The sequence below is a fragment of the Pantoea sp. CFCC18179 genome (assembly GCF_059412405.1).
On record NZ_JBNBPM010000005.1, the window covers coordinates 212,102 to 236,945 of the forward strand.

The following is a 24,844-nucleotide window of genomic DNA, read 5'->3' on the forward strand; positions in this document are numbered from 1 at the left end:
AACTCTCCATGAATACGCTCTGGAGCAGGACGCTATCCTGCGGCACATTAAGCGTCACCCCAACCGGCGGCATCAGCGCCATCGACGATCTGTTTGAGATCGCCGAGCGCCGCAATCCCAAGCGCGCATTTCTGTTCGTCAGCAAGGTGCTGGGCCGCCACATTCCGGTCAATCCGAACAAAATGCGCGCGGTGTATCGCCAACTGGCCGAGCAATTCCCGCCGGTGTCAAACGGCCCAACGCTGTTTATTGGTATGGCGGAAACCGCGGTTGGTTTAGGGGCTGGCGTGTTTGATGAAGTCCGCAAGCGCGTCAGCGAGCCGGTTTATCTCACGTCAACGCGCCATCCGCAGCAGGCCGAATTGCTGTGCGAATTTAAAGAGAATCACAGCCACGCTACCGATCATCTGATCTATCTGCCCGATGATGCGCAACTGCGCCAGCGCGTGCTGAACGCGCGCACCTTGGTGATGATTGATGATGAAGCCACCACCGGAAACACCTTTATTAATTTGCTCGAAGCGCTGCGTAATGATGGCGGATTGCAACACATCGAACAGGTGATCGCCGTGACCTTAACTGACTGGAGCGGCGACGCGTTAGCCATACGCAGCCCGCTGCCGGTACGCACCGTATCGCTGGTGCAAGGTGATTGGCATTGGCAACAAGATCCTGATGCCGCACTGCCGCCAATGCCCGCCGTGGCACTTAACGATGCAGCAACGGTGACGATCACCGGCAAACAGCGCTGGGGCCGACTGGGCATGGCCGCACCCGCTGGCGATTTGGGCCAGCATATTCAGGCAGAGCCGGGCGAAAAGATTTTGGTGCTCGGCAGCAGCGAATTTGTCTGGGAACCGTTTTTGCTGGCCGAACGGCTGGCGGCGCAAGGCGCAGACGTCAAGTACAGCTCAACCACGCGTTCGCCGATTGCTACTGGCTTTGCCATCGAATCAGCCATCGCCTTCACCGATAACTACGGCCTCGGCATCGCCAACTTCGTTTACAACGTGGCGCACCAGCAATTTGACCGCATCATTTTATGCATCGAAACGCCGCTCAGCAGCATCGATCCCCATTTAACCGCCGCGTTAGCCAAGGTTGCACCACAAGTTGAGGTGATCTGCGATGAATAAACCGGTGATTTTTTCCGACCTCGACGACACGCTATTCCAGACGCGGCGCAAAATGGTTGATGAGCTGGATCTTGAGCCGTTCCGCACCGGCGCGCTGGATCTCAGCTTGCAGCCGCGCAGCTTTATGACCGAAGAACAAGCCATGCTGGTCGATTGGATGCTGGAACACGCGGTTCTGATCCCGGTTACCGCACGCGGTACCGAAGAGATCGCGCGCGTGCAAATCCCGTTCCGTTCGTGGGCGGTCACTACGCACGGCGCGGTGATCCTCAATCCGCAAGGCGAGGAAGACGCCGAATGGCGCGCGCTGATGCTGGAAAAACTCAATCCCTACGGTCCGGCGCTGCTCTCGATGCAGCAGGCGATCACCGATCTGATGGCCGAACGCGCGATTAACGGCTGGGCGCGCATCAACTATGAATATGGCGTTACGCCGATCTACTTAGTGATGAAGCATCGTGACAGCACGCGCCTCGACGAGTTGTACGCCATCGCCGATGAAATCGAACAGCGCTTCCCCACTACCGGTTATTACATCCATCGCAACAGCAATAACGTGGCGTGGCTGCCGAACGTGGTGGAAAAAGGTCTGGCGGTCAGTTTCCTGCTGGAAAAACTGCGCCAACAGCGCGGCGTATTCCCGGTGATCGGTCTCGGCGACAGCCTGAGCGATCATCGCTTTATGAAGCTGTGCAGTTGGTACGGTATGCCACGCCAAAGCCAGTTTGCCGACCGCATCAACCAATCCCTTTTCGGAGAACAAACTCATGGCGAATAACCAGCCTTTCTCTGGATCGTACCTACCCGGCGACGTTGAATTCTTGCTCAAGCCGGTTGAGATCGACATGACGCCGGTCGATCAAAAAGAACAGCTGATTCAGTCTGGCGCGCGCCACTATTCCGAGATGTTGAGCCAGGAACCGGAACCAACGCGCTGGCATCTGGATCTGTTTGCACGCGCGCTGGATCAAGGCGCGGGACGTCTGGCGAAAGAAGTCGCGATGCTGGCCAATGCGCTGGCAAAACAGTTTGGCGATACGCCGATTGTGCTGGCGAGTTTGGTGCGTGCAGGCGTGCCGCTCGGCGTAATGCTGCAACAGGCGCTGCGTGCGATGGGCCGCGAATCCTACCATTACGGCATCAGCATCATCCGCGATCGTGGCATTGATAACGCCGCGCTGGCGATCATCGAAGCGCGCCACGGCACCGACGGCATTGTATTTGTCGATGGCTGGACCGGCAAAGGCGCCATCACCGGCGAACTGATCCGCAGCCTCAAACAGCGCCCTGGCTATCCGGCACAACCGCGTTTGGTGGTGCTGGCCGATCCGTGCGGCCGCGCGTGGCTCTCAGCTAGCGATGATGATTGGCTGATCCCATTTGGCATTATGGGCGCGCCGGTTTCGGGATTGATCTCGCGCTCGCTGTGGTCAGAAACCGGCTTGCACGGCTGCGTGCAGTGCGACCATCTGGCACAATTCGATTGTAGCCAGCAACTGGTTGAAACCGTTGCGGAATATGCGCGCACGCTGGATATCAGCGCCCTGCCCGCTTGCCCGCAAGATCCGCAGCATCAACAACAGTTAGTGGCGCAAAGTGACGCGGTGATCGCGCAACTGGCGGCACGTTATCAGGTCAACAGCATCAATCGCATCAAACCGGGCATCGCCGAAGCCACGCGCGCCGTATTGCGCCGCGTGCCGGATCAGGTACTGGTGCGTTCGGTGGACGATCCCGATGTGGCGCTACTGGTCTATCTGGCGCAGCAAAAAGGGTTGAACATCACCGACGCGGGCGCCGATTTGGGGCAATACCGCGCCGTGACCATCATCAAAAAGGTGCTGTGATGAACGCCCGCCTCTCGCCGTGGCGTTTGGGTGCCACGCTCTACATGCCCGCGGTGCGCAGCGACATCGTCGATGTGATTGTTAACCATAAAATCAACGGCCTGCGCTCGCTGGTGATCTGCCTGGAAGATGCGGTGAGCGACGCGGATCTGCCGCAAGCGCTGCACAATCTTCAGCACATTCTGCGTGAATTGAATGCCGCGATGCGCAGCCATGGTAACGCGCATTGGCCGCTGGTGTTTATCCGTCCGCGTAACAGCACAATGGGCGCGTGGCTGGTCGAAAACCTCGACCTCAGCGCAGTAGACGGTTTGGTGCTGCCGAAATTCACCGCCGATTCGCTGCCAACGTGGTGGAAAATCCTCGAACACAGCCATTTGTGCCTGATGCCGACGCTGGAAACCAGTGAAGTGTTCGACGTAACCGCGATGCGCGAACTGGCGCTGACGCTGCAAAACCATGCGTGCCGCTCACGCGTTATCGCCCTGCGCATCGGCGGCAACGACTTGATGAATGTGCTCTCGCTGCGCCGCTCGCGCCAGTTCACGCTGTATGACGGCCCAATGGGTTACACCATTAAAATGCTGGTGGCGGTATTCTCGGCGCGTGATTTCGCCCTCACCGCACCGGTGTGCGAGCACATCGATGATCAACAGATTATGGATCACGAACTGGCGCTGGATATCGCGCACGGCCTGGTCGGCAAAACCGCTATTCACCCCAGCCAGATTGGCAAGATTCACGAGATGTTGATGGTCTCAGCCAGCGATCACGCCGATGCGCTGCGCATCCTCAACTCCAGCCAGGCGGTATTTAAATCGCAAGGCGCAATGTGCGAACCCGCCACGCACCGCCGCTGGGCCGCCGCCATTCTCGCGCGCGCGCAAGAATACGGCATCGCGCCAGATTCACGATCCGATGGCGCGTTGATGTTGGTGACTTAAGTTCTTGTGCGATTTGACACGGATTCGTCAAACCGCACAGTCCGTAACGGCGCGATTTGATACGGATTCATTAAACCGCACAGTCCGTAGCGGCGCGATTTATCGCGTTGTTTTGACCTTAAAATCAAACGCAACACTTTTTCGGAACCCATTTACCTGATATTTAGAAACTCCCTGATACTGTCGGACATTGTTTGCCAGGAGGGCGATAAAGACCACTGACCACCAACCAGGCCTCAATCGACCATGCAACTCAGTACCCGACAGACACGCGTTTTCATGCTCGCCTCACTGCTCAGCAGCGGCAAACCCATCGCCTCCAGCCGCATGCTCACCGAGCTCAACTGCTCCGAACCCACGCTCACCCGCGCGCTCAAAGAACTGCGCGAATCCTGGTCAGCGGAAATCAAATACATCCGCGTTACGCACTGCTACCAATTAATCGATGCCGGCAAGCTGGATAAGAAAAGCCTGCGCCATATTAATGAAGCGCTAAAGCTCAACGCCGAACGGCAACACAGCGAAACCGTCAGCCGCGTGTTTCTGGATAAAGAGAAAAAGAAAGCGGTGTCGCTGTCGTTGAGGATGTCCGTTTTGAGGAAGATTGATCAAGTTGTAAGACTGAGTGACACGACGAGAAGTGATGCGGTGGAAATGCTGGTTGAAAGCGGGTTGGATGAGTTGATTGAGAAGTTAATGTGCAAAAAGAATGAGTTCAAACGGCAGCAATAATTCACCAGCTGGTTAATAGCGCTTTTAGGCGCGATGATTTCCAACTAATTTCAGCGATGCAAAACCTACCTCAGACCTTAAATGTTAAATGGACCTTATAGACTTTGGCATCGTCCCCAAACATCCCACATCTGTTAACGTAATCACGTTTCGTGTATCGATATTTCCATAAGTAACATTCACATCTTCGCACCGCATAATGACTAAAGTAGAAGCAGCCTTTCCTTTTATCTACCACGATGAAAACCAATTAAAATCAATTAATAACATTACTTTTCCGCAGTAACTGAATCGCGTTAAAGCTACTTTTAATATCGAATGTAAAACCGCGTTAAAAATTGGAATCCTGTTTCACAAACTCAAATTGTTAGTTTGATCAACTATCACTCAATGTAATATCATCAGTGCCGCTGATAGGTATAGACCACATTTTGCTCAGCTAAGTAAGCCGCGTGAGCAACAGCAATTCCCCGATTGAAATGATGATTGGGTTAATGGATTAACCATGTTCAGGCGTTACCAGGAAGGTGCCCATGACGTTTTCACAACACAACATCACAGCCAATACTCTCGATGTGCTGATGCAGGATACCTGGCTGTTGGCGCTCGCTGTGCGCAATGGGCAATCCATCACGGTTGATGATGCGCTCTACCAGCGCTGTTTCCATACGATTCAACAGGTTCAGGATCAACTCACTACAGCGGGAGCCCCCGCCTCTCTCTGCGAAGAAATTAAATTCGCGCACTGCGTGTTTCTCGACGAACTGATCATGACCATTCCGGAAGTTGATATCTCAGCCTGGTGGAAACGCACACCTTTGCAGGGGCACTTTCTCGGGCATCTCAATGGTGGTGAGCATTTCTACGAACACATCAAAAAACTGCTTCGTGAACCAGCACCTGCAGAAGTGTTGCTGGTTTGCTACCAACGCATGCTGAAGTTTGGCTATGTGGGTAAGTATCGTGTTGAAAACGACAATGACCGCCTGTTCCTGTTACAGCAACTAGATAAGCGGTTACCGAACCTAGCGGAATCGGCCTCTTATCAGGACATTATTCTCTGTAGCGGCCCTGCAGAAATGCATGGGTGGCGCTCGCCGCAGATAGCGTTTATTTCACTGCTTTTACTCACTGCGGGAATGTGGGGTGGATTGAGGTTGTTTTTACTGGCTCAGTGACTGAGCTGAAACAAGGATAAATGGGAAGGAAGCCATGGGCATTGCGGATTACATCATTGAGAGTGGTAAATACGGAGCTTATAACCATTATCAGCTCCGGCTGAAAAAACTCAGCCAGGAGCGCCCGGATATTCAGATTTCAGTGTTGAAGTTCAGCGGCAGTGAAGCGCTAAGTCAGATCCCCCGTTATGAGATTGAATTTACCAGCACCACCCGTGATATCCCTGCCACGCTGCTGATCAACTACTCTGCTGAAATGCTGATGTATCCGGATGGCAAACCCTGGGAAAAACTAACTCCGCGCATCGTGCCTGGCATTATCACGCAATTCCGCCAGTACAATACCAGTGCCGACCAGACCCATTACAGCGTTGTGCTTGAGCACAAGATGGTGCGCATGAAACAGGGGCGCAACAGTGCAGTTTACCTCAATGACAGCATTATCAGCCTGACTGAAAAGACGCTGGAAGATCATCTAATTGACCGGCTGGGCTTTGCCCTGAAGCTCAACACTCGCTATCCGCTGCGCGACTTTATGATGCAGTATGAAGAGTCCGATTATGCGCATATTGCCCGGCGTCTGGCCGATGCTGGTGTATCGTTTTATCGCCAGTATGATGAAGAAAGCAATGAGGATGCCATCATCCTCACTGACAACGGACAGGGCTGGATAAAGGGACCAGCAATCCCATTCCGCCATCCTTCCGGGCTGTTTGACGGGGGCCTGGAATCAGTTTGGGATATGCAAGCCGTCCACAATGCTGTGCCGAAGCAAGTAAGCGTCAATGATGACAATTACCGTGTTGCCCAGAGCGACATGAAAGCGGAAGCCAGAACCAGCGAGGAGTATCGCGCATTACGTGGCACTGATAATCGTTGGGCAGAAAATTATCCCGATGCCGGAAAAGCGTATGAGGAACAACCCGGCCAGGGCATCTGGTATGCAGGTATTCGTAGTGAACGTCATCTCAGTACGCTGGTGACATTTGAGGGTAAATCCAACTGCATGACGCTGCGTCCAGGGATGATCATCACTACGCCGGGGAAGGTGTGGCCGGATGCTCCCGAAGGGCTGCTTATTGTCTCTACTGACTGTGAAAATATCTCCCGCGATTCCGCTTATTTCATCACTTTCACGGCTGTTCCCTGGAGTCGTGATTACACCTGGCGACCCGAGGAATTGTCCTGGCCGACCATTAGCGGAACGTTGCCTGCCCGCGTGTCATCAACGCAGGAAAATGATACCTATTCCCACATTGATGCTCAGGGCCGTTATCGCATTCGCTTCGATCTTGACCGAGATGAGTGGCAGAAGGGTTTTGAAAGCTGCTGGATACGCCTGGCAAAACCTTATGCAGGAGGAGAATACGGTTTCCACTGGCCGCTGATGGATGGAACCGCCGTGATGGTGGCATTTGAAAGCGGTGACATTGACCGCCCGTACATCGCCCATGTGATGCACGATTCCCGCCATGCTGACCATGTTGCCCAGCAGAACCACAAACGTAACATTCTGCTGACCCCGGCGAAAAACACTCTGCTGATGGATGACTGGCGCGAGCATGAGTTTATCCGGCTCAGCACCCCGCACTCCGGTATCAGTGAGCTGAATCTCGGCAGCCTGGTCGATAAAGAGAAGGCGCTGCGCGGTGAAGGAGCCGAGCTGCGTACCGATGCTCACATTGCTTTGCGCGGTGCCAAAGGTGTACTGCTCACCAGCGAGCCCCGTCCCAAAGCGGAAGGCCAGCAGTTGGATATGGCCGCAACAATTGCGCAACTGGAAAAGGCGCTGGCGCTGGCGAAAACGCTGGAGCAGGCAGCCGGTATGGCGCAGGCATCACCGGCAGACACTGCCGCTCAGCAGGCGTTAAACATTTCTCTGAACACTTTAAAAGATCCCGGCGTACTGGTGCATGGCGAAGCCGGGATCGCACAAACCACGCCAGAATCGCTCCAGCACACCGCAGGAAAAAATTTGATTGCCTCCGCCGGGCAGGATGCCAGCTTCAGCGTGTTCCGCCAGTTCTCCGTTGCCGCAGGTCAGATGGTTTCATTGTTTGCCCATAAGTTCGGCATGAAGTTGATTGCCGCTGCAGGCAAGGTGCAGATACAGGCGCAGAAGGATCAGATGGAACTGACCTCGTTCGCTGATATGCAGATAACCAGCACCAATGGCCGGATTGTGCTTAATGCCAAACAGGAATTGCTACTGATGTGCGGTGGGGCCGGTATTCGCATTAAAGATGGTGTGATTGAAGAGCTGGGCCCTACCCGCATCGTGCAGAAAACCCCGAATCTTGTGTACCAGGGGGGCGACAGCATCAACCAGGCCATGCCATCGTTTAAAGAAGGTGAGTATGCGCTGAAGTACCGATTGCACATGGAAGGCGATCCCGAACATATCCTTAAAAATCAAAAGTTCCGGATTCACCGTCAGGACGGTTCGGTGCTTGAAGGCATTACGGATGAGAACGGAGAGTCTCAGCTACTGAGCATGCATGAGCTGGAAAATGCAGCCCTTGAGCTCATCAAAGGAGTGAAGCCATGAAAGATGATAAGCGCAACCCACAGTTTTTATCGAAAAACGATGTTTGCCGTCCGGCTGATAGCGGTGAGATGACCATACAAAACTGTGGGGTTAAACCCCCTCTGCCTTGTATTGTTATTCTGGTACATGGCGTAAACGATGTAGGTGAAGCCTATGAAAATCAGGATATTGGGATTTGCGCCGGTCTGAATGACCGTTTAGGCAGAACGGATTTGCATCCTCATGAATGGAAAACACATGAGTTTATGATCTCGGATGCTAATGGGCGTATCTTGACAAAAACCTGCTCGGTGACGGATCAGACCTGTATTGGTGAGGTTAATCGCTCTCCGATAATTCCATTCTACTGGGGTTATAAACCTGTAGATCACGCGGCTTTCGTTGCCGACCAGCAGCGCTACCGGGAAGAACTGCGAAAAAACAGAAATGCCACCGACCTGGCCTACGATACGTATAAAGAGGATGATGCCCGCATTATAAGGAATCACGATAATGCCAATATTGATAACCTGAGGAACTGGCTAGATCCTGCTTCAGCGAAAGGTGGTGGAACTTTTGCTAATGCCACCACCTGTATTCCGGATATGTTTGGTCCGGGTGCTACTGGCAAAATCATCGCGATTATCGGTAAGTTTAAGTCTCGAACGGAGGCCTTCGGTCTGAATAAAAAGGACTGGAGCCATCCGATTTATCAGAACCCCCATCGTATATACCAGGCTTACGCTGCCCGGCGTCTGGCAGATTTGATTCTTGCTATTCGGCAAAACGAATCCACCAAAAACGATACCATCAACATTGTTGCTCATAGTCAGGGCACACTCATTACCATTCTGGCCAATATGTGGGTCAAAGCCGAAGGGGCGGCACCTGCAGATTGTGCGGTGTTGAACCATTCTCCTTACTCGCTGGAAAGCCGAATTCTGGAAGATACGCTTCCCGGAAACCAACAATCCTCTGCTGGTAGGCAAAAAACGCTGGCGAATTTTTGTCGTCTGATGGCGGCGAACTCTCGCTATCAGTCAGGAAATCCGGCTCATGATACCGCCTATATTCAGGACATCACCGACACGGGCTGCCTGGCGTTAAAAGCGAAAAACAGCTTGTGGAAAGATTCCCGCTACAGCCGTAACAATTTTGGCATGGTGTACAACTACTTTTGCCCTAATGACCAGGTGGTATCTATGTCGCCAATACAGGGATTTGGCTGGCGGGGGATACCTGACAATATTTATGGTGCGATGGGGGATAATCTGCGCCAGCGGGTGTTCTGCAAAGATCAGAGAGTTGGGGAAAAAAGCGGCTACCACTTTGTCATACCTCCGCATCAGCCGGATGATCCTGAAGATAATCCCAAATATTCTTTTACCGATGTAACAGTGAGCGGTCTGCCTTTACCCGAGCCTTTTAATTTTAAGTTGATGGCCCAGGGGGCTGGCAACTACAAGGCGAAACTGACGGGCAATGACCCGAAAATCGCCAGAGCCGCGATGAGGTCTGAGCGGTTTATTGACGAGAATAAGGGAGGGCCAGTCCCCAATACTCCGGCATTTTACGGCAGATTAAATAATAACAGCCCGCTGAATGACAAACAGTTGTCCGATCTTCAGGCTAGTTTTCTGGCAGAGGATGTTAATAAAGAACCTGGGGAAAAACGGGAGATTGTTGATGGGCGCTTTGTTGGCCATCCAGGCGGTCCCCAGAGTATCACTTACCGTCGCCGCATGACTGAATCGGAGCTTGAAAGAGCGATAAATATGAATACAGCCTTCAGTCAGCACTCTTCCATTGTTGCCAACATTGAGGTTTCCAGAAAATCAACGGCCTATGACTTGGCTATTGGTCATAACAATGCATTTGAAGACAAGGGCTTCTGGGAGAGCCTGCTGCTGAGCGCAGACTGGCGTAGGCCGAGCAATCCGGAGCCTAGAGTCAATAGATACTACAAGGAAGGTGTCTTGCCCGATGATTTTAAAAAGTTGATGAACAAGCCGGAAACCGGAGACAAACCCATGCCAACAGGCGAGTTTGGCGTGGTCAATGATTACGGCTCCCGTCAGCGCATTCAACCGGGTACGAAGCGTGATATCGAAAATACAATGGTGGATGTTTTGCAATGGGATATGCCCAAGCCGCTGGTTTAATCACAAGGAGTGTAATGATGAAAAAGAAACTGGTTTTATTAAGCGGACTATTTGTACTTGCAGGGTGCCAGGCGGCGTCTCAAGCCCCCCCCACCCAGGTAATATACCGTTTTGACGATCACCGCTATCTGGAACTGGTAGGTTTTAACTGCGTAGGGGCACTCTGGTTTACAGATACCCAGCGTAATATTCATAGCGAAGTGTCATCGCAGTTTTATCGCGTTTTTACTAAGCAATATATTCACCCTTCCGAAAAATATATTGCGATAACCTATTACGATGTTTCAGGTGTAATGGTATCTAAAGACTATGGGAAAACATGGCACGATGCCCGTTTTATGCCCGGTGGCGGAGCAGAGCGATATGGCGCTTCAGGTCCGGAACAAGATGAAGTGGTATCTTTTACCGTTGTAAACGATCAGGGCTTTATTCAAACCAAATCAGGCGATCTCTATATGAGCTCAAAGCCCTTTGATGATCCACGTCTGCTGCCCGGTGGTGAAGGCATTCCTTACACCTATATGTTTAAAGGAAAAAATATATCAGACCGGCTGATCCCAGGCAGTTCAGGACTGGACTGGGGTAGACAGTATATATCCTGGAATGCAGCGGTTGGGCCGGAACATTGGTCCATATTTGCTTATGATCCCAAATGGAAAAATATTCCCAATAAAGTTCCGGAAGTTAAAAACCACACCGGTTGGGATCGTATGCAATGCAATCCGGATTTAGGTATTACACCGGATAAACAAGGATAGTCATCATGTTAAAAACAAATAAATTACGGATTTTACTACTCGCACTTTTACTGGTGTCAGGTTACTGCCCCGTATTGCTGGCTCAGCAAGCAACATCAGATAAACAGGCACAACCAAATTCTGAGGCATTCCGGGAAGCACTTGAAGGTGCCGAAGAAGGTAATGTCTTTTCTATGGATGAAGTCGCGGCAAGATACCGCAACGGAAATGGCACTCCTATTAATTACGGCAAGGCGCTCTACTGGTATAAAAAAGTCGCAGAAAAAGGATTTCCAGAAGCGCAGTATTCTCTGGGCACAATGTATTACTTTGGTGATGGTACTCCCATAGATAAAAAAACGGCTTATAACTGGTTTTATAAAGCGGCGACTTCCTCCAAAAAGTTTGCACCAGCCAGTTACAGCATTGCATTTATGTATTCTAAAGGCGAATACGTTCAGGCCGATCAGAGGAAAGCTATTGAGTGGTATTTGAAATCCTCAGGAAACACCCGCGATTATCCCCATATAGCAGCTTTGGCTCAGAATGCGCTGGGTGACGGCTACTATCAAGGCAATGGCGTTGAAAAAGATCTCGAAATGGCCTGGGCATGGTTCTGGTTTGCAAAGAGATATGGCAATAAAGATGCTGAAGAAAACTTTGCAATTCTTGATAAAGAAATGTCATCGCAGCAGTTGCGTAATGCAAGAGAAAAAGCGAATAAAATTAATCAGGCACAGCGAATTATGCTTAATTCGCCATTTCCAGTGTTAGATGAAGTGAAAGAGTCTGATCAGAAACAAAATTGTCCTGATCTAAACGGCACTTATCGCTCTACAACTAATTCCACTCAACTCTATCTGCAAAAGAAAGATAGTCAGAATTATCGCGTAGTACTGGACATACCGGGTTATCCGCTGATGCTCAAAGATGCGCATATTGTTAGTGTGGAAGAAAAACAAAATTGGTCTTATTCCCGACTCCCCGATTGTTCGCTGAGTATTGATAATCTTGGTCAACTATTGCCACACGTTAAAGGTACGGCTTACAGGCTACGCTTTGATTCTCAGGACTGGCAAAAAACATTCAAAACTGATTTTGTGCTGAAGACAGATGAAACGCCAGATGGCGTGATGGGAATGAACAAAATCGCCACCAGCCTTCCACCAAAAGCACTGGATGCACTTAAAAAGCCACAAGGATAAGAAATGCGTGGAGTCATTAGATTAGGCGATCCCCATTCGCACGGCGGCAAAGTTGCCACTGCCTCTGGAGCGTTGTTTGACGGGAAAAAGGTGATGCTGGCTGGAGACATGGTTTCATGCCCACAGCACGGCCAGGTGGCGGTCACCGAAGGACACCCGACCTGGACTATGTCCGGCAAAGCGGTGATTGTGGATGGATGCCAGGCAAAGTGTGGCTGCGTATTGCGCACCACGCTGCCGAATGCGGGAGCAGAGTAAAGTATGAAATGGATTTTGCCGCCGCTGGCGCGTCAGTTTCGCCCGGCGTTTCCGGCCTGGTGGATGTGGGTACTACTATCGTTGGCCTGTGTGGCGGTGGCCGGGGTGATATTGCTGTTCACCTGGCCGCTGGAGCGTGGCTTTGCCAGTCTGCGCTTCTGGTTCTGGCTGCTGGCCGCACCGTTGCTGATTGCCAGTGCGATCGCGTTGTTCTGGCTGAGCCATCTGTTACACCAGCGCCGCGAAATTGATTTCCGACACCTGTTTCTTGATCGTAAGCAGGCGCAGTGGAAAATGCAGGGCCGCAGCGCCCTGAAGCTTGCGGCCTGGCATCTGGTCACTCCTGAACCGGAGCTGATGGAGCGTATTACCGGTATAAACGGTGTGCCACCTGAGGCCCCGCCGGTCACGCTGCGTTTGCCTGTGGAAGAAGGCAGCATGCTCGGGGAGTCCCCGCTGCGCCAGCTGTTTACTGCGTTGCTGGGGCCATTGCAGCCAGCACTCAATGCGCTTTCGGTGGTGGACATCTGGCTCAGTGCAGCAGGCCAGCCGGAAGAGAACTGCCGTCAGGCGCTGATGCAGGCCTGGCAGCGCCAGCAGGGCCGTCAGCTCTCCGCCAGCCGTCTTAACTGGCTGCCTCAGCCTGCAGGGGCAGAACTGCTGGAAACATGGTGTGATGAACATGCCGATATACCACGCCTGCTGCTGTGCCTGCACCAGATATCGGATGACAGCAAGGCAGCCGAATTCAGCGCGGCGCTGCTGTTCATACCGCACAACCAGCGCCTGCCGGAACAGTTGCCGTTTCGCCCGGTCTGGCTCTTCCGTCCGCTGCTGACGCCTGCCTCTGCACCAGAAAAAAAACTCAACGCATGGCTGGACGTGCAGCAACTGCCACCGGGACACCGCCGACATTTATGGGATGCCGGGCTTGATCACCGCGCCCGCAATACGCTGCTCTCCGTGCTGGATATCGCTGGGGATCCGCTGCCAGCAGAAGGTCAGCATCTGCTGCCCGCTCTGGTGGGCGATCAGGGCCGCGCCGGTTTTGTGCTGGCACTCACGCTGGCCGCAGCGGCCACCGACACCGGTCAGCAGGGGCAACTGGTGGTGACTCCTTGCGGTGATAACCTCGCCTGCGTGCAGCTGAGCGTCCGTCCAGCCGATCCCGTTGCCTGGTCGCAGGACAGGATTTCCCGCTATCCGCTGGCATGGCTTGGGGCTTCCGCCTGTCTGGTTACTCTGTTCGGCCTGTTGCCGCCTCCCTCCGTTCGCCTGGCCCTGTGGCCGTGGCTGGCGGGGGGATTTATCTTTTATGCCCTGCTGCTGACGTTTGCCGTGCCGCTGGCGCTGAAACTCTGGCACTACCGCCTGGACGATGAATGGCTGAACCCGGACGTATCCTCTCATGAGTAAAATGGCTTCACTGTTCTGGCTGCTGGTTGCCCTGCTGTTACTGGCGCTGTGCCACGTTCAGGCACCGGTATGGTTCACCGACCCGGCTACCGTCTGGATTGTGCAGGCCGGAATTATTCTGCTCTGGCTGCTGGTGGCCCGTTTTGGCTTTGCCGTGCAGCTGCTGGCCTGGCGTTTTCCGACGGATAAGCAGGAAGAGGAAGCAGAACGGGTCTTTGGCCCGCTGTGTGAACGACATCCGCTGTCCCTCTGGCTGTGGCGCAAAAAACGGCTACCGTGGCTGCTGGTCACCGGGCAGACGGAACACGTTGATGCCCTGCTGCCGGGGCTGATGGAAGAACGCTGGCAGGTGAGCTGGCGTGGCATCCTGCTCTGGTGTGGTGAACCCGGTCAGATAGCCGATGCGGACCTTATCTGGCTGAAGCGCCAGCGCGGGCGTCGCGCACTCAATGCGGTAGTGTGGGTCACGGACGCTGCCGATGCGACATCCCGCGATGAACAGATGCAGCACACGCTCTGGCGACAGCTGAAGCGCACAGGAGAGCGCCTTGGCTGGCGTCTGCCGGTCTATGCCGTGGTACAGCGTGCGGATGAACACGAACAATATGACCGCCCGCGTCAGAGCACTGGCGTCTGCTGGACGCCCGGTACGCAGACAAATCTTTCTGACGAGCTGAAAGCGCTGGCCCCCGCGCTGTTAACCGACGGCATGGTGCAGGTGCAGCACAACCGCCGTTGGAGCTGGCTGCTGCAGTTGGCACAGGACATTCGCGAGGGAACGCTGCTGACGCTGGCCGTTACCCTGCAGCCACTTGCAAACTTACGAAGCGGCGTCCTGTTCGCTGGATTGTTTGTGATGCCGCCCGCGCCACCGGGCCAGCACGCCGGTTACCGGGAGTGCAGTTTGTCGCACGCATGGTACGGCGTACTGCATCAGGCCAGCATCCGCCGGGGCCGCCGTGACCGGCTGACACTGCGCGACGGATTGTTTCGTGGCCTGCTGCTGGCGATGGCGCTATGGTGCACGGGCATGCTGGTGTCGGCGTATCTGAATACCCGCCTTATCCGCGAGAACAGTGCGCTACTGGCACAAATAACCGCGCCTGCCGCAACGCCGGAGCAGTTACACCAGTTGCGTGAGCTGCAGCGCCGGACCGACACACTGCTGTACCGCGCCCGCGAAAGCACGCCATTGCAGCTGCGCTTCGGGCTCGATCAGAACTCCCGAGAACTGCGCCGCCTGTGGTCTGCCTGGCAGCAGCAGAGTCAGCGCCTGATGCTGATCCCTGTCATGGCAGAACTCACTGCGCAGTTGCGTCAGTATGCTGATCTGCCAGCGGATGCACCGGCACGTCGTACCCGCGCGACGGAAGCCTATGACCAACTGAAAGCGTACCTGATGCTGACCCAGCCAGAGCAGGCAGAACCCGCGTTTCTTAACCAGACACTGGCCCCGCTGTGGCATGCGCCGGATAGCAGCATTCGGCCTGGTGAATGGCTGATGCTCTCTACTGATATGCTGGGATTTTACAGCCGCGAGCTGCCTTACCATCCCGACTGGCGTCAGTCTGCGGACGCGCCGCTGGTGGCCGCCGTACGCACGCTGTTGCGCAGTCAAAAAGGGTTGCGTAACAGTGAGAACGTGCTCTACCAGTCGGTGCTGCAGCAGGCGATGAAGCACCATGCCGCCGTTTCCCTGAGCGACCTGATGGCCGGACGTGATGGCGACAGCCTGCTTTACACTGACGCCACCCTGCCGGGGATTTTCACCCGCGAGGCCTGGGAACAGGACGTGCGCTCGCTGATTGCCCGCGTGGCCGCCAGCCGTCAGATAACAACTGACCGGGTGCTGGACGACGGCAAAACTGCCGCCGTAAAGGTGCTGAGTGAGGAGGCCCTGCGTACCCGCCTCACTGAACGCTATTTCGCCGATTATGCAGCAGCGTGGCTGGCGTTCATTAACAGTATCCAGTGGCAGCGGGGTGCCACGCTGAGCGACACACTCGACCAGCTAAGCCTGCTGGGCGACAGCCAACGCTCGCCGTTGCCGCCGTTGCTGACACTGCTGCGCTGGCAGGCGGGCGTCGGCCAGGAGGGGCGTACCGCAGGTGAGTCGCTGCTGAATTCGGCAAAACAGCTGGTAATCGGTGACAGCGATGCAGGCGTTTTCGGCATTAGCCGTATGGAGAGCAAACCCGCTGACGTGGTGGCGCAGACCTTCGCGCCGCTGCTGGCATTGATGCCTGCTGAAGACGGAAAAAATGGCAGCGCACCACCCGGTGGGCTGACGCTGCAGGATTATCTGCTGCAAGTTACTCAGGTGCGTCTGATGTTGCAGCAGGTAACGACTGCCAGCGACCCGCAGGCTGGGATGCTCGCCCTGATGCAAGAGGCACTGAACAGCCGTGACAGCGTGCTAGCTATCTCCCGCAGCCGGGGAGCGTTGCTGGCGGCCAGCCTCGGTCAGGACTGGAGCGGATTTGCCACTGCCGCCTTCAACGAACCGCTGGATCAGGCCTGGCAGAGCGTAATGGAGCCTGCCGCAGCGGCGCTTAACGGTGCCTGGCAACAGCGGGTGGTGAACAGCTGGCAGGAAGGTTTTGGCGGGCGATACCCGTTTGTCAGCAGTACCAGCGACGCCTCTGTACCGCTACTGGCTCATTTCATTGCTCCGCATAGCGGTGTCGTTGAGCAGTTTGTCAGCCAGCAGTTACATGGCTTAGTGGAAAAGCAGGGCGATGAATGGGTGCCGGTGGCTTCCGCGCAGCAGACGCTGACTGTCAGTCCTGCATTTTTCGACGCCATCAACCTTTTGTCACGTACAGGGCGGCTGGCTTTTGCCTCGGGAGAAGCCAGCCTGCGCTTCGACATTCAGATGCGTCCGCAACGCGGCATTATGGAAACCACGCTGCTGCTTGACGACGCCGTGCTGAAGTATTTCAACCAGCAGGCAGAATGGAAGTCCTTCCGCTGGCCGGACAGGCAGACCGCCAGCCCACAGGCGGTGCTGAGCTACATTCCTCTCAATCAGAGCGGTGACGCCGCACTGCCGCCGGAAACAGCACAGAGTTTCAGCGGTCCGTGGGCGCTGATACGCCTGCTGGACCAGAGCCGTCGCGAGCAGATTGACGGCAGCCGCTGGCGGGTCAGCTGGAGCGGCAGGAACGGACAGCCGCTCTCGTTAATTATGCGCACGGAAAGCTATGGCGGGCCGCTCGACCTGCTGAAGCTGCGGGGCTTTAAGCTGCCAGCTACCGTCTTCTCTGCCGATTACGGAGGTAACGATGAGCAGTAAGTTATTAGCACTGTCCCGTATTGTCCTGCCGCTGGCGGTGGCACTGATGCTGACAAGCTGTGGTCTCACTCAGAGCGTGAAAAAAGGGGCCACCAGCGTCAGCCGGGCGGTGTTTTACCCGACGGTGGAGACGCTGCACCTGCAACTGACTGCCCGCGCCGCGTTGAACAGCGATGAAGGCCAGATGTCCTCACCGGTCGAAGTGCGCATCTGGCCGCTGCGCAGCACCGCAGCATTTACCCAGGCCAGCTACAGCACTCTGCTCAGGCAGGACGGTGTCGCGCTCGCGCAGAGTCTGTCGGGCACGCCGGTCAGCGTCAGGGTGCTGCCGGGCAACACCACCACGGTGGATGTTCCGCTGGAGGATGACGTACAGGCCGTGGCGGTGGCGGCCTTCTTCCTCTATCCGGATATGGCGAAGGACAGCTGGCGCATTACGCTGCCGCGCACAGAGATGGACGCGGATAACCCCAGCATTATCGAACTGAATAACCGCGAATTGCGGGTACGGAACAGGGAGTGACCGTGTCAGACCACGAATTTTTACGCTACTTTGACAGTGAGATGCGCTGGCTAAAGGCCGCTGCGCGTGAGTTTGCTGAGCAACATCCGGAGGCCGGCCGCCGTCTCGGCGTAGATGGCATGTCGCTGAAGAGAGAGGAGTCGGTGGAGCAGTTGTTCCAGGGCTTCTCGCTGATGATGGCGCAGATGCGGCGCAAGCTTGATGATGATATCCCCGAGCTGACTGAGCCACTGCTGAGCCAGCTGCTGCCGGTCATCAACCGCACACTGCCTTCCACCGCTGTGGTGGAGCTGAATCCGGCAGAGCCAGAGACGTACCTGCAGGCACAGACGCTTGCAGCCGGAACCTGCCTGCTGAGCCTGCCAGTAAGTACCGCTGAACGCCAGAGCGGCATGCGCTGCCCGTACCGCACCACGCAGGATCTGGTCATTCATCCTTTCCGGCTGCAGCGCGTCATGCGTCATACCCGCCCGGACGGCCTTCAGACACTGAGGCTGCGCTTCTCTTTTCCCGTGCAGAGCGAGCCACGCACGCTTCATCTGCGTGATATTCCGCTCTATATCACAGGTGACCGCGTGCAGCAGTCGCTGCTCTATCAGACGCTGACGCAGCATATCCGCGACGTGCGGCTGCATTACAGCGGTGACCCGGAACCGTATCCGTTTGCGGCCAGCTTCACGCCGTGCTGGCAGCATTCACTACCTTCACTGTGGCCCGGCAGCGACAGCCCGGCACTGTGCGGTGAAATAAGACCGTGGCTGGAATATTTCACCGCGCCGTCGCGCTTTTTCTTTCTGATGCTGAACTGCCCGCAAGACATCAGCCTCGCGCCTGACTCCACGCACATTGAGCTGGAACTGGTGCTGAGCCGCGCATTACCGTATGACGTTGCCATCGCGAAAGATGCCCTTCGCATGCATTGCGTGACGCTGATTAATCTGTTCCGCCTTGCCGGAGAGCCGCTGCTGACCCGCCCTGCGGAGCTGGACTATCGCCTGCGCCCACACCGCCTTACCGACGGGCATACCGAAATCTACAGCGTCGACACGGTGGTGCAGAAGGATGAGGAGGATGATGAACACTATCCCTATACGCCCTACAGTCACTTCCGGCAGAAAGGTGGGATGCTGAAATATGCGTCCACGTGGCCTGAGCGCTACTTCCATACGCGCATCTGGCGCAGCGTCAGCGGCTTACATGACACCCTGCTGATGCTGGGTGGCCGGGCGCATGAGCAGCAGTTCGGTGTGAAGCTGCTGCTGGATCTCACCTGTACCAACGGCGCGTTTCCGCGTATGGCGCTGCAACAGGCGCTGTTTGATGCTGATTACACCACCGGTAATCTTGTGATGCGCGGACAGACCCGCAGCGTGCCGACGCTGCCGTACTACCCGCCAACCACACAGCGGTATCAGTGGCATCTGATGTCGCTGCTGCATCCTCGAGCCCTGAGCCAGATGATTAAGGATGCTGCCAGCCTCAGAGCCGTGCTGACGTTATTCGACTGGAGCGACGACGATAACAACCGCCGCCGCATCAACGGTATTCGTCATGTCAGCTGGCGTCAGGATTACAACTCCTCGTATCGCTGGCACGGCGTGCGCATCCGCGTGGCGCTTGATGAAACGCAGTTTAGCGGCATTGGCGATGCCCGTTTGTTCTGCGAGTTGCTGGAACAGTTCCTTACGCAATACGCCAGCGTCATCCGCTTTACCCAGTTGACGGTGCTGCTGACCGCTTCAGGAACCGAATGGGCCTGGCCCGAACGACGCATTGACCGGGTGCTGATGTGAGCGACGAACAGAGTCAACCGCTGCCGCCTTTCTGGCTGGACGATCAAGGCAATGACCAGACGGCGCGATATAACTTTTACCGCTTCTGCCAGTTGCTCGAGCAGACAACCGGCAGCCGTCTCGGCACGGGTCGCACGCCGGAGAGTGATCCGGTGCGTTTTCGCCCTAACCCGCACCTGGGCTTTCCCGCTGGGGAACTGAAACGCACGGAAATTGACACTGATAATCCGGATGCGCCGCCAACGGTCAGAACCAACTTCTTCGGCTTGTACGGCGTGGATTCGCCACTACCCACCAGCATCATTGATGACATCAACCAAGGACGTGATGGAGCGGATGCGATGGCCGCGTTTCTGGATATCTTCAATCACCGACTGATGACGCAGTTTTACCGCATCTGGCGCAAGTACAGTTATCCGGCCACCTTTGAGCCGGGCGGTACCGATACGGTTTCGCAAAGCTTGATGGCGCTAACCGGTATCACCCACAGCGGCGATCAGCCCTCGTCACGCCTTCTGGCGATACTGAAACCGCTGCTGCACACCACGCACACAGCTGAAGGCATCGCAGCGGTGATCAACAGCCAGGCACCGAACACGAAAGTTGAGGTTTTCGCACACCATCCAGTGACGATGCCGGTGGCAAAACGCGCCCGGCTCTCACTGAACAACAGCATGAGGCTTGATCAGAATCCGATCTTGGGCGATGAAACTCGCGTAGTCGGTTACTGCTCACGGGTTGAGCTTTCAACAGACGATCCTGATGAAGCCAAGGGCTGGATGCCTAGCGGACAGCTGAGGAATGATGTGATGGCGCTGCTGCGAACCTATCTGGGCTGTGACTATGATTTGCGGTTTTGGCTGACGGTTCCAACTAGATTGTTGCCAATGCCCCGGCTGGGCGATGCCGGATTGTTTAATGGATACAACATGATGCTGGGGCTGCGGGAGGCTAATCTGAATGCGATGCCGGAAACGGTGCGGATTAAAGTCGGAAAGCTGCGAGATGAAAATACCCAGATTGAGCGGGCATAACCATATGCGCCATCCATTAACTCTATCTCCTTCAGCTACCAAAATTAGAACGGCCTTTTTTTTGCTAAGGCTACGAAGAAGATTTTTAAACCATCATCAATCACTGTTTTGTAAAAAGAGCTGTTCATTGAAGTTTTTTTTAGTGTGGTCGATAAGCAATTAAGTGACATAAACGCATCCAAATGTGGAGAAACATGAAAAATATAATCTTAATCGTATCTATCCTCATAGCTCCAAGCTCAGCTTTTTCTAGTGAAGATTTGGGCCCCGGCTCGTATATTTGCGATATAAGAATTACCAGCTCACACTCCGAAAACGTACTTATGCCTCAATCAGCTGAAGTGCTTGATGAAGGAGATAAATTCACTGTTCACATGCTGGGTAATAATGTTACCTCCCCTCGACTTGAAACAGTGATGGATGGCATTAAGCAGCAGGCAACAATAAATGGAATAACATTTTTCCGTCGAGCAAAATATGATGACAGATTTATTATTGAGAACAGCAAGACAGGATTTTTCTATAAATTAAGAAACTGCAATAAACAATAAAAATCAACTTTGTGAAATATTCTTCACAGGTTCTCTGGGTAAGGCACTTTAAAATGACTTTAAAGTGCCTATAAATAATAGAAAGTTCAGTTTGAGGCGGTAAACAGCCATCTATGCAACTTCATACCAAACCTCAATGTAATAAATCAGCTATACAGGTACTTCTTAAAGTTCTCTGCCTGCTCTAACACACTTTTGTAGACTTCATCGTTTGCCACAGGAGGGAAGCCATAGCGGTGTAGCAGCAGGATAAGGTCTACTTTCAGCTTGGCCTTAATATCGTCGCGGTTACTCCAGTCCGGATACTGGGCGCTGTCGTCGACAATCACCTTCATATCCTTGGCCAATTCCAGCATCTTATCCTCGTCATATGTGAAATCGTATTTCTTGCACATATGCGCCAGGATATCGAGAAAGGCTTTCTCTTCAATGTCGATGCCAATATCTGCAAATGACATCATCTCGGTTTTAATGTCGTAGATCATATCGGTCATCTGCTGGGTAAACGTGTCGAACTCTTCACCATTGAGCACGTCGTTCTCTTTACGCTGATTGTACTGCTCGACCAAGGCCTGGAAACGCTTTGAGAAATTGATGCCCTGAAGTTGGTTCACTTTTTGAAAATCGCTGATGGCTTTTGCCAACATTTTTTGCAGAAGTTGCATACGGGTGTTGGGCAACTTGATCTTGCCAATGCGAGCCATGTATTCGTCATCAAATATGTCGATGGTCTCGGCTTTGTCTTCCCCTAAGGTAAAGATCTCCTCTACCCCTTCTGCCTTGAGTGCTTCGGCAATCATCTCACGCACTTTCTGATTCATCTGCGCGGTATCCGGAGCATCACCTTTGGTCAGCTTGTAGACGATAGAACGCACGGCAAGATAGAAATGGATTCGCTCACGCTCTGCCTGAGTGATCTCTTCACTGCCAACGCAGACGTCATAGGCGGCTTTCAGGCGTTTCACTAATCCCATAAAGCGCAGCTCAATTTTCTTAGTCTGTAAAGCAAACTCCGCAGCACGATTGAGGCATTCCAGTTGTAATGTCGGTGCGCCAGAGAAATAATCGCTGCTATCGAAATTATGAAACACCTGCGCAAGCAGATGCAGGTGATTACGCACCTCGATCAGTGACTGCTGTATATCTTCAAAGTTGGATTTATCAGCCTTTGAGTACATAGCCAATGCCACGTTCATTCGGCTTTTGATGCCTATGTAATCGACTACCAGCCCCTTTTCCTTACCCTCAAAACGGCGATTTACCCGCGAGATAGTTTGGATCAGGTTGTGTTTTTGTAACGGCTTGTCGATGTAGATGGTATCAAGTTCAGGCACGTCAAATCCGGTCAACCACATGTCTACCACAATGGCAATTTTGAAATTGGACTTAGGATTCTTGAACTGCTTGTCCAGCTCACGGCGGTACTCCTTAGTACCGAGCAAAGCATACATCGCCTCATCATCATCCTGGCCTCTGGTCATTACCATGTTTACCAGAGGAAGACTCATCAACTCTTTTTTCTCTTGCTCGCTGAGGGTTGCACCTTCGATAGCCTGTTTCGCCTCGAACCACTCGGGGCGCTGTAGCTTCAATCTTTTATAAAAATCATAGGCAATCTCGCGACTGGCACAGACAAACATTGCCTTGCCTTTGATAGTCGAGCCTTCTTTCACACGTTTTTCGTAATGTTGGGAGAAATCCTTAGCCAATGCCTCGATGCGATCCGGATCGCCCAAGATGGAATTCATATTGGCTGTGGTTTTCTTGCTCTCTTCAATCTGCTGTTCACTAGCACCCAGTTTTTCGCATTCTTGATAGTACTGCTCGATCTCTTCTAGCTTACTGTTATCGAGTACCACTTTGGCAGCTCGCCCTTCGTAGACAATACGTACAGTGATTTCATCGTTAACTGACTCGGTCATAGTGTAGCTATCGATGGTCGGACCGAACACATCCAGGGTGGCATCGATTGGGGTGCCGGTAAAGCCAACATAGGTCGCGTTAGGCAGCGAGTCGTGTAGATACTTAGCAAAGCCATAGGTCTTTTTCACCGTTCCGCTTTCAGAATCGATGCTGATCTTCAGGTCGAGGTTAATCTGGCTTCGGTGAGCTTCGTCAGAAATGCAGATGATATTGCTGCGACTGGAGAGCAATTGAATATCTTCAGTAAACTTGTGGATGGTCGTCAGGAATACCCCACCGCTGGCGCATCCGGCCAGCTTGTCACGCAGATCCTGACGGCTGGTGACCGGTTCAATCACCGCATCACCGATAAAAGCAGTGGCATTGCAAAATTGCTTCGCGAGCTGTTCATCGAGATCAGTGCGGTCTGTAATGAGAACAATGGTCGGGCTGGCAAAATCAACGCTCTTCATCAGCAGTCGTGCAAGAAACTGCATGGTATAGCTCTTGCCGCAGCCGGTAGCACCAAAGTAGGTTCCCCCTTTACCCGAACCACCAATATTCTCGCCGCTGCCCGTTATCTGCTTGCGCTCTTTTTTAATGTTGTAGTAAAGCTTACGGGCGGCGTAATACTGCGGGTAGCGACAGCAAACCTTCACCTCATGTTTGCTGGTGTCTGGGAAGAAAACGAAGTTCTTCAACACATCTAACAGACGGACCGGATGAAATAGCCCTTGTATCAGAGTGTAGAGGCCATTGATGCCATCTTGCTCTGTGGACTCGTTACCGTGCACCTTGCGCCAAGAGTAGTAGAACTCGTAAGGAGCAAACAGGTTACCCAGCTTATTGTTCACCCCATCGCTGATAATGCAAAGGGCGTTATAGACAAACAGCTTAGGAATATCGCGCTTGTAGCGCACACAAAGTTGGCGCCACGCATCATAGGTAGTGGCTTCTTCTTCACGTACAGCCGATTTGAACTCGAAGACGACCAGCGGCAAGCCGTTCGCATACAAGATGCCATCGGGAATACGCAATTGCAGCCCGCCGTCACGGGTATGGCCTTCAATTTCTAGTTGATTGACCAATCGGTAGATATTATTGCCCACCTCAACCACCTCTTCGCCATGCCCTGAAAATAAGCTGGCTAACTGCTCTGGCAAGGTGTTGGTGTCTATCAGCTCGATATAGAGGTCTTTCTTATTACGATCTTCACGTTTAAGTAAAAAGCCGTTGCTGAGCCAGTGACAGAAGGTTTTATTGCTCTGATAGAGATCGCTGGCAGGTAGAGTTTGCAACTGATGAAGGATGTGAGAAATCTCCCCTTCCGTGATCCCCTCAGTTTGATACTGTTTCGCCAGATACTGGCGCAGGTCATCGGTAATCAGCACCTCACTTTTCTCTTTGCGCGGCACATTGCAACCAACAAAATGAGGGTAGCAGGGTTGGCCAACCGCATTCGAGTGCTGTCCCAGTAGGGCAATAATGGCCTGTTCCAGCTTCGCTTCTGTGAAAATATGGCTCATGGCAATGGCTTCTTGTCTTGTTTTTGTCAATGTAGCTAAGGAGGTAATTACCTCCTCATCATAAATAATTCGTATAGC

General features: G+C 53.7%; 18 protein-coding genes. 17 read left to right on the forward strand and 1 reads right to left on the reverse strand.

All coding sequences use genetic code 11. The annotated features are described in order from the left end of the window. Window positions 1-8 precede the first annotated feature (8 nt). The 17 genes from ACPUC7_RS12350 to ACPUC7_RS12430 all read left to right on the forward strand — a co-directional run bounded on the left by ACPUC7_RS12350 (window position 9) and on the right by ACPUC7_RS12430 (window position 21,338). Window positions 9-1,136, forward strand: coding sequence for a phosphoribosyltransferase domain-containing protein (locus tag ACPUC7_RS12350; protein WP_494923130.1), 1,128 nt, complete (start codon window positions 9-11; stop codon window positions 1,134-1,136). Beyond that, window positions 1,129-1,914: an HAD family hydrolase gene (locus tag ACPUC7_RS12355; RefSeq protein WP_494923131.1), complete on the forward strand. Its 786-nt coding sequence runs from the start codon at window positions 1,129-1,131 to the stop codon at window positions 1,912-1,914. Before ACPUC7_RS12350 ends, ACPUC7_RS12355 begins: the two co-directional genes overlap by 8 nt. Further along, a complete protein-coding gene (locus ACPUC7_RS12360) occupies window positions 1,904-2,983 on the forward strand; it encodes a cysteine protease StiP family protein (RefSeq protein ID WP_494923132.1) in 1,080 nt (359 codons plus the stop codon). Before ACPUC7_RS12355 ends, ACPUC7_RS12360 begins: the two co-directional genes overlap by 11 nt. Continuing rightward, a complete protein-coding gene (locus ACPUC7_RS12365) occupies window positions 2,983-3,927 on the forward strand; it encodes an HpcH/HpaI aldolase/citrate lyase family protein (RefSeq protein WP_494923133.1) in 945 nt (314 codons plus the stop codon). Before ACPUC7_RS12360 ends, ACPUC7_RS12365 begins: the two co-directional genes overlap by 1 nt. Window positions 3,928-4,173: 246 nt before the next feature. After that, window positions 4,174-4,659 (forward strand): tellurium resistance protein TerW, encoded by a 486-nt coding sequence (locus ACPUC7_RS12370; protein ID WP_494923134.1) that lies wholly within the window; start codon window positions 4,174-4,176, stop codon window positions 4,657-4,659. 533 nt (window positions 4,660-5,192) lie between these two features. Further along, entirely contained in the window at window positions 5,193-5,837 is a 645-nt protein-coding gene (gene tssL / locus ACPUC7_RS12375; protein WP_494923135.1) for a type VI secretion system protein TssL, short form, read from the forward strand. 34 nt (window positions 5,838-5,871) lie between these two features. After that, window positions 5,872-8,385, forward strand: coding sequence for a DUF2345 domain-containing protein (locus tag ACPUC7_RS12380; RefSeq protein ID WP_494923136.1), 2,514 nt, complete (start codon window positions 5,872-5,874; stop codon window positions 8,383-8,385). Then, window positions 8,382-10,526 carry a T6SS effector phospholipase Tle3 domain-containing protein gene (locus ACPUC7_RS12385; RefSeq protein WP_494923137.1) on the forward strand — a complete coding sequence of 715 codons (2,145 nt, stop codon included), beginning with the start codon at window positions 8,382-8,384 and terminating at the stop codon, window positions 10,524-10,526. The genes ACPUC7_RS12380 and ACPUC7_RS12385 overlap by 4 nt, the downstream gene beginning before the upstream one ends. 17 nt (window positions 10,527-10,543) lie before the next feature. After that, on the forward strand, window positions 10,544-11,284 hold the full coding sequence (locus ACPUC7_RS12390; protein ID WP_494923210.1) for a T6SS immunity protein Tli3 family protein: 741 nt from the start codon (window positions 10,544-10,546) through the stop codon (window positions 11,282-11,284). 5 nt (window positions 11,285-11,289) lie between these two features. Next, window positions 11,290-12,468 (forward strand): tetratricopeptide repeat protein, encoded by a 1,179-nt coding sequence (locus tag ACPUC7_RS12395; RefSeq protein ID WP_494923138.1) that lies wholly within the window; start codon window positions 11,290-11,292, stop codon window positions 12,466-12,468. A 3-nt stretch (window positions 12,469-12,471) separates the two neighbouring features. After that, window positions 12,472-12,726: a PAAR domain-containing protein gene (locus ACPUC7_RS12400; RefSeq protein WP_494923139.1), complete on the forward strand. Its 255-nt coding sequence runs from the start codon at window positions 12,472-12,474 to the stop codon at window positions 12,724-12,726. Window positions 12,727-12,729: 3 nt separating this feature from the next. After that, a complete protein-coding gene (locus ACPUC7_RS12405) occupies window positions 12,730-14,142 on the forward strand; it encodes a KPHS_23130 family T6SS system protein (RefSeq protein ID WP_494923140.1) in 1,413 nt (470 codons plus the stop codon). Between the two features lies 1 nt (window position 14,143). Further along, window positions 14,144-17,437 carry an ImcF-related family protein gene (locus ACPUC7_RS12410; protein WP_494923141.1) on the forward strand — a complete coding sequence of 1,098 codons (3,294 nt, stop codon included), beginning with the start codon at window positions 14,144-14,146 and terminating at the stop codon, window positions 17,435-17,437. Then, a complete protein-coding gene (tssJ, locus tag ACPUC7_RS12415) occupies window positions 17,427-17,960 on the forward strand; it encodes a type VI secretion system lipoprotein TssJ (protein ID WP_494923142.1) in 534 nt (177 codons plus the stop codon). The genes ACPUC7_RS12410 and tssJ overlap by 11 nt, the downstream gene beginning before the upstream one ends. A gap of 2 nt (window positions 17,961-17,962) precedes the next feature. Beyond that, window positions 17,963-19,753: a type VI secretion system baseplate subunit TssF gene (tssF, locus tag ACPUC7_RS12420; RefSeq protein ID WP_494923143.1), complete on the forward strand. Its 1,791-nt coding sequence runs from the start codon at window positions 17,963-17,965 to the stop codon at window positions 19,751-19,753. Further along, window positions 19,750-20,787 carry a type VI secretion system baseplate subunit TssG gene (gene tssG / locus ACPUC7_RS12425; RefSeq protein ID WP_494923144.1) on the forward strand — a complete coding sequence of 346 codons (1,038 nt, stop codon included), beginning with the start codon at window positions 19,750-19,752 and terminating at the stop codon, window positions 20,785-20,787. Before tssF ends, tssG begins: the two co-directional genes overlap by 4 nt. A gap of 194 nt (window positions 20,788-20,981) precedes the next feature. Beyond that, window positions 20,982-21,338, forward strand: coding sequence for a hypothetical protein (locus tag ACPUC7_RS12430; RefSeq protein WP_494923145.1), 357 nt, complete (start codon window positions 20,982-20,984; stop codon window positions 21,336-21,338). A gap of 146 nt (window positions 21,339-21,484) precedes the next feature. Here ACPUC7_RS12430 and ACPUC7_RS12435 read toward each other — a convergent pair whose 3' ends face one another. Beyond that, on the reverse strand, window positions 21,485-24,766 hold the full coding sequence (locus ACPUC7_RS12435) for a type I restriction endonuclease subunit R (RefSeq protein WP_494923146.1): 3,282 nt from the start codon (window positions 24,764-24,766) through the stop codon (window positions 21,485-21,487). Window positions 24,767-24,844 lie beyond the last annotated feature (78 nt).